Origin of the sequence: Sphingomonas sp. OV641, from assembly GCF_900109205.1 — a bacterium.
GTDB lineage: Bacteria > Pseudomonadota > Alphaproteobacteria > Sphingomonadales > Sphingomonadaceae > Sphingomonas.
In genome coordinates this window covers 131,467-143,885 of record NZ_FNZB01000001.1, presented here as the reverse complement: position 1 = coordinate 143,885, position 12,419 = coordinate 131,467, and the positions used below count along the sequence as shown (strand labels likewise).

The following is a 12,419-nucleotide window of genomic DNA, read 5'->3' as shown; positions in this document are numbered from 1 at the left end:
CCCGGCGAGAGACGCTGCGCTCCGTTACTGCGACCTTCGTAACTGGACCCCGGCCTTCGCCGGGGAAGCGGAAAGATGTGGGGAACAGCTGGCTGACGAAGCTCATAGTAACAGCCTCCGCCCTCACGCTCGCAGCCTGCGCCGCCGGCCCCGACTACGCCCGCCCGGCCACCCCGACCACCGCAGCCGCCCCGTTCGTCAGCACCAGCCCGGCGGTCACCACCGCCGCCTCCCCCGACGACAATTGGTGGCACCTCTACAATGACCCCGTCCTCGACGGCCTCATCACCGACGCGCTCGCCGCCAACACCGACGTCCGCGTCGCCGTCGCCCGCCTCGAACGCGCCCGCGCCGGCCTGCGCGAGGTGCAGAACGCCCGCACCCCGCAGGCGACTTTAGGCGCAAGCGGCCAGTACAACCGCTTCTCGCAAGTCCAGCGGCTGCCGGGAGTCGACAGCGAAACCTGGCTCGTCGACGGCGGCCTCGACGTCTCCTACGAGGTCGATCTGTTCGGCCGCATCAGCCGCAACGTTGAAGCCGCCCGCGGCGACGTCGACGCGGCTCAGGCCGACGCCGACGCGGTCAAGGTATCGGTCGTCAGCGCCACCACCCGCGCTTATGCCGACGCCGCCGCCGCCGCCGAGCGCCTCGCCGTCGCCGAACGCATCGTCGCGCTGCTCGACCAGTCGCTCCGCGTCACCGAGCGGCGCGTCGAAGTCGGCATGACCACCCCGCTCGACGCCACGCGCATCGCCGCGCTCCGCGACCAGCGCCGCGCCGACGTGCCCACGCTCGCCGCCGAGCGACAGGCCGCGCTCTTTCGCCTCGCCACGCTCACCGGCCGCACGCCGCAGGAGCTGCCCCCGATCGCCGCGCAGCGCACGTCGACGCTGCGCCTCGACCAGCCGATCCCGGTGGGCGACGGCGCGGCCCTGCTCGCCCGCCGCCCCGACGTGCGCGCCGCCGAACGCCGCCTCGCCGCCGCCACCGCGCGCATCGGCGTCGCGACCGCGGACCTCTATCCGCGCATCACGCTCGGCGGCTCGATCGGCCAAACGAGCACCGGCCTCGGCAACCTCTTCGGCGCCGGCCCACTCAACTGGCTGCTCGGCCCGCTGCTGAGCTGGACGGTCAACCCAGGCCGCGCCCGCGCGCGCATCGCCGGCGCGGAGGCCGACACCCAGGCCGCGCTCGCCACCTTCGACGGCACGGTCCTCACGGCGCTGGAGGAAACCGAAACCGCCCTCTCCAACTACAAACAGGCGATCGAGCGCCGCAACGCGCTGGCGCAGGCCCGCACCGCCGCGGAACGTGCCGCCAAGATCACCCGCGCCCAGCGCCGCGAGGGCCAGATCGACAGCCTCTCGCAGCTCGACAGCGAACGCACCTTCGCCGACACCGAGGCGGCCCTCGCGCTGGCCGACGCGCAGATCGCCCGCGCCCAGATCGACCTCTTCCGCGCGCTCGGCGGCGGCTGGCGGAACGCCCCTGAAGCAAGCAGAGAAGGTCCATGAACAGGCCGGACCTGCGCGAAACCTTCACTGGCGACATTGCACCAGCCCATAGGTGATCAGGAGCTTCACAGAGGAAGCCCGATCCGCGCGAACCGTCGCAATCGCCGGCCAAAATCATTGTCGCTCAACGATGTTGAAGATCGATAGATAACAATCTATCTACTCAGCGTGGCTGACGACCTGTTTCTTGCCCGAACCTTCACGACTCAGCTCGTGCCCTTGGCGCGCGCCTATCGCCGGCACATCGACCGGGCGCTTGCCGGTCTGGCCCTCTCCCACTCCTCCGCCCTTGCCGTGATGCTGCTCGGTCGGATGGAGGATGGGGTTCGCCAGGGCTTGCTGGCGGAGCAGCTCGGCGTGGAAGGCCCGTCGGTCGTTCCCCTGCTCGACCAGATCGAGCGTGCCGGGCTGGCGGAGCGGCGCCCGGATCCCACGGACAAGCGCGCAAAGACGATCCACCTTACCGAGGCCGGTCGCGCGCTCGCTGCCCAGGCGGAGGAACGTTCAACACAGGTCCGAGCCGCGCTGTTCGCCGATATCGACAAGGGCGACCTCGCCGTTGCGACGCGGGTTCTGGAACAGGTGGCGCGCGCGCTCGACACGTCGGATCCGGTCTGATCCGATGCGCATCGGTCTGCGGGAGGTCGTGTTTTCGGCCAATTGCTTCGCTGCTGCCATGCTGGCGCTCTTCATCTCCTTTCGGCTCGGGCTCGAACGGCCGTTCTGGGCCATGGCTACCGTTTACATCACCAGCCAGCCGCTAAGCGGCGCGGTGCGGTCCAAGGCAGTGTTCCGCCTCCTCGGCACCATTGCAGGCGCGATGGCGGCAGTGGTCTTTGTGCCGGCGCTGGTGAACGCGCCGCTGCTCCTGTCCCTCGCTCTGGCGCTATGGGTCGGCGGCTGCCTTTTCGTCTCGCTGCTGGATCGTACGCCGCGCTCCTACCTCTTCATGCTGGCGGGCTACACCGCGGCGCTGGTCGGTTTTCCAGCGGTCGGCCATCCCGAGGCGATCTTCGAGGTGGCGGTGTTGCGCGCACAGGAAATCGGCATCGGCGTCACCTGCGCGGCGCTGGTTCACGCGATCGTCTGGCCGCGCAGTGTCACCGCTTTGCTCGGCGGTCGGATCCGCACCGTGCTTGGCGAGGCGGAAGAGTGGATCGTCGATGCGCTCTCCCCGGCCCCGCTGGAGCGGGCGGACGGCAAGCGGCGCCGGCTCGCGGCTGACGCAACCGAGCTGCACGTGATGGCCACGCATGTGCCATTTGACACGGCGGCGATCCGTCCCACCCAGGCGGTGCTGACCGCCTTGCAGGACCGGTTCGTGCTGCTGCTGCCGCTCGTGTCTGCGGTGGAGGACAGGATGCGGAGCCTCGCTGCTGCGGGAGAGATGCCCGTCCCGCTTGCCGCGCTGGTTGAGGACATTCGCCGCTGGGCAGGCGATCCCGCCAGCGCCACGCCCAGCGAACTCATTGACCGCTGCGACGCACTTGCCGCGCGGCCCGTGGCAAGCGACTGGGCCGGGCTGCTCGCCGCCAATCTCGTCGCCCGGCTGCGCGAACTTGTGGACGCGCTTGACACCACCCGGCTGATCGCTGCGCAGGCGATCGCGCCGGGAACTGCCCTGCCTGATCGTATCCAGAGCCTGCTGCGCGAACGTCAGCGGCGGCCGTTGCACCGCGATCTCTCGCTGGCGCTTCTGTCCGCGGCGGCTGCGGTCATCGCAATCCTGGCGTGCTGCCTGTTCTGGATCACCACGGCCTGGGCCGATGGCGCGGTGGCGGCGATGATCGCGGCAGTGGTGTGCTGCTTCTTCGCCACCATGGACGATCCCGTCCCGGCGCAGCGCGGCTTCCTGATCTGGACATTGGTGTCGCTGCCACTGACCGCGCTCTACCTTTTCGCCCTGTTGCCGCTGGTGCACAGCTTCGAAACCCTTGCGCTGATCCTGGCGCCGGCCCTTCTTGTCCCTGGCGCGCTGATGGCGCTGCCGCATTGGTACGGGCGAATGATGCCGATGATCATCGGCCTGGCCAGCGGGCTGGCGCTGACCAACAGCTTCAGCCCCGATGCGACCGCCTTCTTCAACGGCAACGTCGCGCAGCTGGTCGGCGTCGCTGCGGCCATCCTCGCCACGCGCCTGTTTCGGAGCATCAGCGCGGGAACCGTCGTCCGCCGGCTGCGCCGTGCCGGTTGGCGCGAGCTTGCCGAGCTCGCGGAACAGGGCACCGCGTCCGCCACGGCAAAGCTGGCGGTATGGCAAAGCCGGATGCTTGATCGTGTGGGCCTGCTCGCCGCCCGGATCGGCGATGTCGAGCGCACGGATCGCGACTTCGCCATGGCGGCGCTTCGCGAGCTGCGCATGGGGCTCAGTCTTGGTCAGCTTGCCGCGCACGAAAGCGGGGAAGCGGATGAGATCCGCGCACTTCGTCAGGAGATCGCCGCGCACTATCGCCGCTGCGCCGCCGCCGGTGAGCCCAGGGACGACGCTCCCCTTCTCGCGCGGATCGATCGGGCGATCGCCTGCGCGGTGATGGTTGCCGACGATGCCGGGCGCCGCGAGCGCCTCAATGCGCTGACCGGGCTGCGGCGAAACTTCTTCCCTGACGCCGCCGGCTGGACGCGGGAGGCACGGGCGGCATGACTGGCGAAATCTCCATTCACGGCGTGTTCGTTCACCCGCTCCTGCTGGCCGCCATATTCGCCTTTGTCGCCGCGGAGGTGATCGGCTGGGCATTGGCCCGCGTCGGCTTCTACCGCTTCGTCTGGCATCGTGGCCTGTTCGATGTCGCCCTCACCGTCCTTCTCTGGGCCGGCTGCGCCGCGCTCCTCACCGGCGGCGGCTTGGCTGCCGTCTTTGGCTAGGTATATGCAAAAGAAGATTGTCCTTCGTGTCCTCGTCACCCTGTCGCTGGTTGCGCTTGCCGTGATCGCCGCGCAGCGGCTCTGGGTTCATTATGAGGAAGAACCCTGGACCCGGGACGGCCGGGTCGGGGCCGATGTGGTGCAGGTGGCGCCCGATGTCTCCGGGCTCGTCACCACCGTGTTCGTCAGCGACAATCAGACCGTGGCGGCGGGCACACCGTTGTTCGAGGTGGATCGCTCGCGCTATCGGCTGGCCGTCGATCGCGCGCAGGCCGCCATCGCCGCACAGCGGGTGGAGCTCGCCCAGGCACGCAGCGAAGCCCGGCGGGATCGGTCCTTGGGCGAACTTGTCGCCGGCGAGACCCGCGAACAGAATCTCTCCCGCGTGGCACGGCTGGAGGCGTCGCTGGCGCAGGCAGGCATTGCGCTCTCCACCGCCCGACTGGATCTCGCCCGCACCATTGTCCGCGCGGGCGTGGCCGGAACGGTCACGAACCTGGATCTGCGGCCGGGCGATTACGCCACCGCCGGACATCCCGAATTTGCGATCATCGACCGCGGATCGCTCCACGTGGTCGGCTATTTTGAGGAAACCAAGCTGCCGCGCATCCATGTCGGCGATCCGGCGCACGTCCGACTGATGGGGGAGCAAGCCGTCATCCTCGGCCATGTGCAGAGCGTCGCCGGCGGCATCGAAAATCGCGATAGCAGCGAGGGGGCGAACCTCCTGGCAAACGTCAATCCGACCTTCAGCTGGGTGCGCCTGGCCCAGCGTATCCCGGTGAGGATCGCGATTGACCGGATGCCGACCGGGACACGTCTGGTGGTCGGCCGCACCGCCACGGTGGAGGTCGTGCCGCGGCATGCCCCCCCTGCTGTGCGGCAGGGGACGCACGCATGATGCTGCGCCGCTCCGCCCCCGCCCTATTCGCGGCCCTGATTCCGGCGCTGCTCGCCGGCTGCGCGACCGTCGGCCCCGATTACCGGCGCTCGCCCGACGCGATGATCGAACGGCCAAGCGCCGCCGCTCCCTTCGTGAGCGGGGATGAAGCAGCCTTCGCGCAGGCGCCGTTGCCGAATGATTGGTGGCGGCTTTACCGGGATCCGCTGCTCGACCGGCTCGTCGAAGACGCGATTGCGCACAACACCGACCTGCGCGTCGCTGCGGCCAATGTCGCCCGCGCCAACGCCGCGCTCGATCTCGCGGAAACCGCGCGCAGCCCGCAGACGTCGCTTGAGCTTGCCCCCGGCTATGCCCAGCGCTCGGCCGAGGAGGAGCTGCTTCCCGGCCGATCCCTTCCGTCCGCGTCCGTCTATTCGGGGCGCGCGGGCATTTCCTATCAGCTTGACCTTGTCGGTCAGGTCAGGCGCGCGCTGGAGGCTGCCGATGCCGATGTGGCGGCCACCCGCGCCGCTTATGACAGCGTCAGGGTCACGGTGGTTGCCGATACCACCCGCGCCTATCTCGACGCCTGCAGCGCCGGGCGGGAGATCGCCGTGGCGGAGCGGGCGCTGGCGCTGCAGCAGCGGACGACCAGCCTGACGCAGCGGCTGATCCGTGCCGGGCGCGGCATCTCGCTCGATGCGAACCGCTCGCGCGTGCAGGAGGAACAGGTGCGCGCCACCTTGCCGTCGCTGCGCGGCGTCCGGCAGGTCGCGCTGTTCCGCCTCGCCACGCTCACCGGGCGCCCGCCGGCGGAATTCGATCGTACGGTCGCTGCCTGCACGCAGGAACCGTCGCTCGATCGGCCGATCCCCATCGGTGATGGCGCCGCCCTGCTGCGCCGCCGCCCGGACGTGCGCCGCGCGGAGCTGGAGCTGCACGCCGCCACCGCGCGCATCGGTGTCGCCGAGGCGGAGCTGTATCCGCGCGTCACGCTGGGCGCCTCCGTCGGTTCGGTCGGCCTGCTCGGCAACGCGCTGGGCAGCGACACCTATAAATTCTCGCTCGGCCCGCTGATCAGTTGGGAATTCCCCAACCGCGGCCGCATTCGCGCCCGGATCGCCGGCGCTCAGGCGGAGGCGGATGCCGCGCTGGCACGCTTCGACGGTTCGGTGCTGAACGCCCTGCGGGAGACGGAAACGGCGCTGACCGTCTACGCGCGCGAACTGGATCGCCGCGCCGCCCTTGCCACCGCGCGTGCCCAGGCGGCTCAAGCCGCCACGGACGCCGAACGGCTGTTCCGCGCCGGTCGCACCGGCTTCCTGCCGGTCCTCGACGCGCAGCGCACCCTGATCGGCGCGGATCAGGCGCTGGCCACCGCCGACAGTCGGCTGGCGGCCGGGCAGGTGCAGCTCTTTCTCGCACTCGGCGGTGGTTGGTAGCGTCGTTCGAAACGCTACCCGAAAGCCTCACCGCCGTGGCCGGTGATCCCGCGAATACGACGCCATAATTCGTCATCGGGGCGACTTGCAAATGCGAGTCGCCCGCGATCGCGCTGGCTTGCGCTGACGTCGAGGCTAACCCGACCATCAAACTCCGCACTCAGTCTGCCGCCCACATCCTGAAACCACAGCGAAAAGCGTTTCCCACCCTCATAAACGGCGATCATGATCTCAATCTCTATTGATATCGACTTGCAGTTGCGGATCAGCTAGGGCGCGCCACAAAGAACGTCAGGGGGATCAATAGTGCGTATTTCGACCATGCTGCTCGTCACCACCGCCATGGTGACGGCGCTGCCCACCCACGCCTTCGCCTCGGTGAAGGACGAAGCCGCGTCTCCCGCGGCTTACGACGCAGCGGAAAGCGACGCCCAGGTTCAGGTGGAAGAAGGCGGCGCGCGCAGGTCGGGCGATATCGTCGTCGTCGGCAAGAGCTATGGCCGTGAGGTCGGCAAGACGATCACGCCGCTGAAGGACGTGCCCAATACGGTCACGGTGATCGAGCGCGAGCAGATCGAGGCGCAGAACCTGTTCACGCTGGAAGACGCGCTGACCGCCACCAACGGCATCACCGTGAACGGGATCGGCAGCGAGGATCCCAGCTACTTCTCCCGCGGCTTTGCGATCTCCAACTATCTGGTGGACGGCGTCCCCACCCTGTCGTTCAACTTCCCCGGCGTCGTGCCGGACCTCTTCGCCTATGACCGGCTGGAGGTGTTGCGCGGCCCCGCCGGTTTGTTCAGCGGCTCGGGCAACCCCTCGGGCAGCATCAATCTGGTCCGCAAGCGTCCCCTCGAAACGTTCAAGCTTCAGGGCTCCGCCGGCTATGGCACGTATGACAATGTCCGGCTGGAGCTGGATGTATCCGCGCCGCTCGGCGACCGGGCCGGGGTGCGCGCCGGTGTCATGGCGCAGGATCAGGACCAGTTCTTCGACTGGGCACATCGCAATCGCTTGAATGCCTTCGCCGTCGGCAGCATCGAGATCGGCGATCGCACCACCGTCACCTTCGGTGGTTCGTACGATCGCTTCAAGCCGTCGATCCAGTCGGGGCTCCCTGGCTATGCCGGCGGCACCGATGGCAGCGAGGGGCGCCTGCTGGACGTGCGCCGTTCCACCTACCTGGGGGCTGACTGGAACCGCTTCCGGTCGGAAACCTGGACCGCCTTCGCCGAGGTCGCGCACCGGATCAGCGATCGCTGGACGTTGCGCGCGACCGGCCTGTTCACCGATGTCGATCGGACGGACATCTACAGCTACGTCGGGAATGCCGCGATTACCGCGGCGAACCGCGGCATCTCGAACCACGTCGCTTATTACGGTGACAGCAAGTCCCAGACCCGCTCGTTCGACTTCAACGGGGTCGGCAGCTTCCGCCTGTTCGGGCAGGAGCAGACGCTGATCCTGGGCGTCGATTATCAGGCGCAGGATTACGACAGCTACTATACCCGGCTGAGCGGCTATGCGCGGGTCGACGTGTTCAACCCGGTTTCGCCGGTGGAGCCGCCGCTCAACCCTTATGGCCCCCTGCCTTACTATCCGGTGCAGGGCACCAATGCGGTCTGCCCTGGCAGCACCGTTCCGATCGTTCCGGCACCCGCCAATTGCGTGATTCAGAACTGGGGCGCAACCCGCACCGTTATCGAGCAATATGGCACTTACGGTCAGCTCCGGCTGCAACCGCTGGCTGGGCTGACGCTGGTGGGTGGCGGGCGGCTGACCTGGTGGGAGCAGACGCTGGACACGCTGCTGCCGAACCCGCAACCCGGCCAGCCGCAGAACATCGACGAACGCTTCACGCCCTATGCCGGCATCGTCTGGGACGTGACCGAGAACCTCAACATCTATGGCAGCTACGCCGACAGCTTCACGCCGCAGGCGGCACCGGCCGGACGTACCCGCGTGGGCGGTGGAGAGGTGCAGCCGCTGATCGGCAGCCAGTATGAAATCGGCTCCAAGCTGGCGCTGATGGACGATCGCCTGCTGCTGTCGGCCGCCGTTTATCAGATCGAACAAACCAACCGGCTGTTCAACCCGCCGGAAGATCAGACGATCTACCTTCAGGTCGGCAAGGTCCGCGCCCGCGGCGTAGAGGCGGAAGCGACCGGTGAAATCCTTCCGGGCTGGCGGGTCAACGGTGGCTACACCTACACGAAGACGGAATATCTGGAGGACACGCAGCCACAATATGAGGGACTGTCGCTGACGCCGATCATCCCGAAGCACATGATCAAGGCGTTCACCAACTATACGGTGCCTGGTGGTGCGCTGATGGGTGCCAGCGTGGGCGGCAGCGTCACCTGGTTCAGCGAGACGTCCGGTGGCAATCCTTCCATCCGTGTCCCGGTCACGGCCGCGACGCCGAACGGCCTGTCGATCTCTTCCCTGGTCCGGCAGCCCTCCTATGCGGTGGTTGATCTGCGCGCTGGTTATCGGATCAGCCCGCAGGTGTCGGTGTCGGTCAACGTCAACAACCTGCTCGACAAGAACTATTACGCCCGGATCTCCTCGACCGGGCGCGGCAACTATTATGGCAGCCCGCGGACGGTGTTCGCGACGCTGCGGTTCGCTTACCCGTGATCGCGCCGGCGACGGAACGCGCTGCCATTTGGCGGCGCCGGTCCGACAATGCGCTGCGTTTCGTCGCCGCAGTGCCGCTGGGCTATGCCGTCGCCAGCCTCTGGGCGGCGGCACTCGCGCGCCTGCTGCCCATGGCACGGTCCGAGGCGACGGTAACGGGCACGCTGGTCGCCCTCCTGCTGTGCGCGCTCTTCGCCATGTACGCTTATGGCGCACGCAGCGGGTGGCGCGCGCTTTGGGTGCTGGCGGTTGCCGGCGGAGTGGCCGGTGGACTGGTCTGGTGGTCGATCGCGACAATGGGGCGAGCATGAGCAAAGGTATCCGGCAGTCTCAATCGACGCTGCACACCTGGTCGGGCCTGCTGCTCGGCTGGGTGCTGTTCCTGGTTTTCCTGACCGGAACGATCGCCTTCTGGCGCGAAGGGCTGAACCGCTACATGCGGCCCGAACTTGCCCGGATCGAACAGCCGATGCGGGTGCTTGACGGCGCGCAGCGCTTCCTCGGCGACAAGGCGCCCGATGCGAAGAGCTGGTTCATCGCCATGCCCAATGCGCAGGTGCCCGGCGCGCAGGTGTTTTGGCAGCCGCAGCCCAAGGAAGGGGAGCGTGGCGGCCGGCGCGGTGGACGCGGTCGCCGCGACAATCAGGCGCTGATCGGCGCTGACGGCACTTCCACCCACGCGCGCGACACGCGCGGTGGCGAGTTCTTCTACCGCTTCCATTTCGATCTCTATTACATGCCGGTGATCTGGGCGCGCTGGCTGGTCGGCGTCGCCGCGATCATGATGCTGGTCGCGATCCTGACCGGCATCGTCACGCACAAGAAGATCTTCCGGGACTTCTTCACCCTGCGCCGGCAAAAGGGCCAGCGATCGTGGCTCGACGGGCACAATGCCACGGCGGTGCTGGCGCTGCCGTTCCACCTGATGATCACCTATACCGGCATCGTCACGCTGATGGCCCTGCTGATGCCCTGGGCGACGGTCGCCAATTACACTGACGAAACGAAGATGTTTGCGGATCTCTTCCCGCAGGCGGAGGCGGTCGAGCGAACGGGTCGGCCCGCACCGCTGCTGCCGCTATCGGCCATCGCCCGTGACGCCGAACAACGGCTCGGCGGACCGATTGGCACGATCGAGGTGAGCCAGCCGGGCGACGCCGCGGCACGCGTCACGCTGTATCGCACGCCTGCCTCGCTGCTCAACACGCGCGCGCCCGCGATCACTTATGATGGCACGACCGGCACGCCCCAATGGCGCTCGCCCGAACCCGGCGGCGCGGCGGCGACTGCCGGCGTGATGATCGGGCTTCACGCCGGCCGCTTCGCGGACGTGACGCTGCGCTGGGTATATTTCCTGTGCGGTGTCGCCGGTACGCTGATGGTGGCGAGCGGCCTCGTGCTCTGGACGGTCAAGCGACGCGAAAAGCTGCCCGATCCGGCGCGCCCGCACTTCGGCTTCAAGGTGGTCGAGCGGCTGAATGTCGCGGTGATCGGCGGCTTCCCGCTCGGCGTTGCGGGGCTGTTCTGGGCCAACCGGCTGCTGCCAGTGGCAATGCCGGATCGGTCGCGCTGGGAAGTGCACGTCCTGTTCATCATCTGGGGCGCGGCAGCGATCCTGTCGCTGGTGCGGCGACCCGCCACCGTCTGGCCGGCGCTGTTCGCCGTGACGGGAGGGTGTCTCGCCCTGCTCCCGATCTACAATCTGTTCGCCACCCGCTGGAACGCGGCGACATCGCTGGCGGTGGGTGATCTGCTTCCGCTGGGCGTGGATCTGACGCTGGTCGCCTTTGCCATCGCCTATCTGTATCTCGCCCGTCGCGTGGCGCGCTATCGACCGCCGGTGCGCGCGCCAAGGCGCTCCCGCGCGGCGGCGGCACGGGTGGCCGAAATCCAGGAGGCAACGGCGTGACCACGCTCGCCTTTCTTCTCTCGCTTGCGGCGTTCGGCGTCTTCGGTTTCGCCACCGACGATCACCACCACCGCCTCACCGGGCGCCGCCCCACGCCATCCTGGAAGGCGCGCTCGCGAGCGGCGGCCTGGGTCATGCTTGCGCTGGCCTTTGTCGCCGCGATCGCCGCACGTGGCTGGGTTTTCGGTCCCGTGCTGTGGTTCGGCGCGATCATGGTGGCGGCGGGGCTGGTGTTCCTGGCGCTCAATTTCGGCCCGCGCCGGGTGCGCGGCACGCATTCCGTAGGAGGATCTCGATGAGAAAGATGTTAGCCGCTGCAGTCGTGTTGCTGCTGGCCGGTACGGCCAATGCCCATGAAGTGTGGATCGAGCGTGATGGCGCCGGTCCCGCCCGCATCTACCTGGGTGAGCCCGATCAGCCGCCGGTCCCCGGCGGCGATCCCGAATTCGCGAAGCTCAAGGCTCCCCATCTCCTGCAGGCCGCGACCGGGCCGATGGTTCGGCGCGCCGGCCATATCGAGGTGGCGGTGCCGCCAGGCGACGTGCGCGCCTGGGACGATGCCGTCTTCGCTCCCTGGGGCGAGAAAGGCGCGCGCGAAGGCGTCGTTTATTATGCCCGGGCCGGCCGAGCGGAGGCCCGCGCCACGCTGCCGATGGAAATCGCGCCGGTGACGGCCGGCGCAAACCGCTTCCGTCTGTCGCGCAACGATCGCCCGGTCGCAGGCGCGGAGGTGAAGCTGATCCACCCTGACCGCACCACCGCATCGCTCATCACCGATGCGGACGGGGTTGTCACGATCGTGCCCAAAGGCCCGGGCCGCCATCTTCTCACCGCATCGCTCAAGGAAGGCGCCGACCAACTGGGCGGAGAAACGGTTCAAACCGTCTACCGGATCGCCACCACGAGCTTCGTGGCCGAATAAGGCCGAACGAGGCCGAACAAGGCCGAAACTTGCCGGGCGAGGGCCGGCCGCAGGCCATCTGCGGCCGGCACTCGCCTGAATGGTTCTGCCCACGCTGGACGATCCCACCTTGCTCCTGGCCATGTGCAGTCACGTTCTCGCCGGTGAAATGAGGGCCTCGTTCCGACGCCATCTCCATCGCTCCCGCTTGTTGCCCCGAACCGCGCCGGGGCTTTACACTTTCGCTGTCCTGCCTTCTTGCACAGCA

Annotated in this window: 12 protein-coding genes; 11 read left to right on the top strand and 1 reads right to left on the bottom strand. The window is 68.2% G+C overall.

Annotated elements, in window-relative coordinates; all coding sequences use genetic code 11:
• The first annotated feature begins 77 nt into the window (after window positions 1–77).
• The 6 genes from BMX36_RS00650 (at window position 78) to BMX36_RS00625 (ending at window position 6,701) form a co-directional block, all read left to right on the top strand.
• Window positions 78–1,514, top strand: a complete 1,437-nt coding sequence (locus BMX36_RS00650; RefSeq protein WP_256210602.1) for an efflux transporter outer membrane subunit — start codon at window positions 78–80, stop codon at window positions 1,512–1,514.
• Window positions 1,515–1,682: 168 nt separating this feature from the next.
• The gene (locus BMX36_RS00645) at window positions 1,683–2,132 is read left to right on the top strand and encodes a MarR family winged helix-turn-helix transcriptional regulator (RefSeq protein WP_093063296.1); all 450 of its coding nucleotides are present in this window, start codon (window positions 1,683–1,685) and stop codon (window positions 2,130–2,132) included.
• A 4-nt stretch (window positions 2,133–2,136) separates the two neighbouring features.
• Entirely contained in the window at window positions 2,137–4,155 is a 2,019-nt protein-coding gene (locus BMX36_RS00640; RefSeq protein ID WP_093063295.1) for an FUSC family protein, read from the top strand.
• The gene (locus BMX36_RS00635) at window positions 4,152–4,376 is read left to right on the top strand and encodes a DUF1656 domain-containing protein (protein WP_066780265.1); all 225 of its coding nucleotides are present in this window, start codon (window positions 4,152–4,154) and stop codon (window positions 4,374–4,376) included. The genes BMX36_RS00640 and BMX36_RS00635 overlap by 4 nt, the downstream gene beginning before the upstream one ends.
• 4 nt (window positions 4,377–4,380) lie before the next feature.
• A complete protein-coding gene (locus BMX36_RS00630) occupies window positions 4,381–5,277 on the top strand; it encodes an HlyD family secretion protein (protein WP_093063294.1) in 897 nt (298 codons plus the stop codon).
• Window positions 5,274–6,701, top strand: coding sequence for an efflux transporter outer membrane subunit (locus tag BMX36_RS00625; RefSeq protein WP_093063293.1), 1,428 nt, complete (start codon window positions 5,274–5,276; stop codon window positions 6,699–6,701). The genes BMX36_RS00630 and BMX36_RS00625 overlap by 4 nt, the downstream gene beginning before the upstream one ends.
• 14 nt (window positions 6,702–6,715) lie before the next feature.
• On the opposite strand, the gene BMX36_RS00620 is transcribed toward BMX36_RS00625, so the two are convergent.
• Entirely contained in the window at window positions 6,716–6,928 is a 213-nt protein-coding gene (locus tag BMX36_RS00620) for a hypothetical protein (protein WP_093063292.1), read from the bottom strand.
• A 79-nt stretch (window positions 6,929–7,007) separates the two neighbouring features.
• On the opposite strand from BMX36_RS00620, the gene BMX36_RS00615 reads away from it, so the two are divergent.
• From BMX36_RS00615 to BMX36_RS00595, 5 genes are read left to right on the top strand one after another with little or no spacing between them, the layout of a single operon-like run.
• Complete coding sequence (locus BMX36_RS00615; RefSeq protein ID WP_256210601.1) at window positions 7,008–9,341, top strand: TonB-dependent siderophore receptor; 2,334 nt, start codon at window positions 7,008–7,010, stop codon at window positions 9,339–9,341.
• Window positions 9,338–9,652 (top strand): hypothetical protein, encoded by a 315-nt coding sequence (locus tag BMX36_RS00610; protein WP_066780269.1) that lies wholly within the window; start codon window positions 9,338–9,340, stop codon window positions 9,650–9,652. Before BMX36_RS00615 ends, BMX36_RS00610 begins: the two co-directional genes overlap by 4 nt.
• Window positions 9,649–11,250, top strand: coding sequence for a PepSY-associated TM helix domain-containing protein (locus BMX36_RS00605; RefSeq protein WP_093063290.1), 1,602 nt, complete (start codon window positions 9,649–9,651; stop codon window positions 11,248–11,250). Before BMX36_RS00610 ends, BMX36_RS00605 begins: the two co-directional genes overlap by 4 nt.
• Window positions 11,247–11,549, top strand: coding sequence for a DUF3325 domain-containing protein (locus tag BMX36_RS00600; RefSeq protein WP_066780275.1), 303 nt, complete (start codon window positions 11,247–11,249; stop codon window positions 11,547–11,549). The genes BMX36_RS00605 and BMX36_RS00600 overlap by 4 nt, the downstream gene beginning before the upstream one ends.
• A complete protein-coding gene (locus BMX36_RS00595; RefSeq protein WP_093063289.1) occupies window positions 11,546–12,172 on the top strand; it encodes a nickel uptake transporter family protein in 627 nt (208 codons plus the stop codon). The genes BMX36_RS00600 and BMX36_RS00595 overlap by 4 nt, the downstream gene beginning before the upstream one ends.
• Window positions 12,173–12,419: the final 247 nt, after the last annotated feature.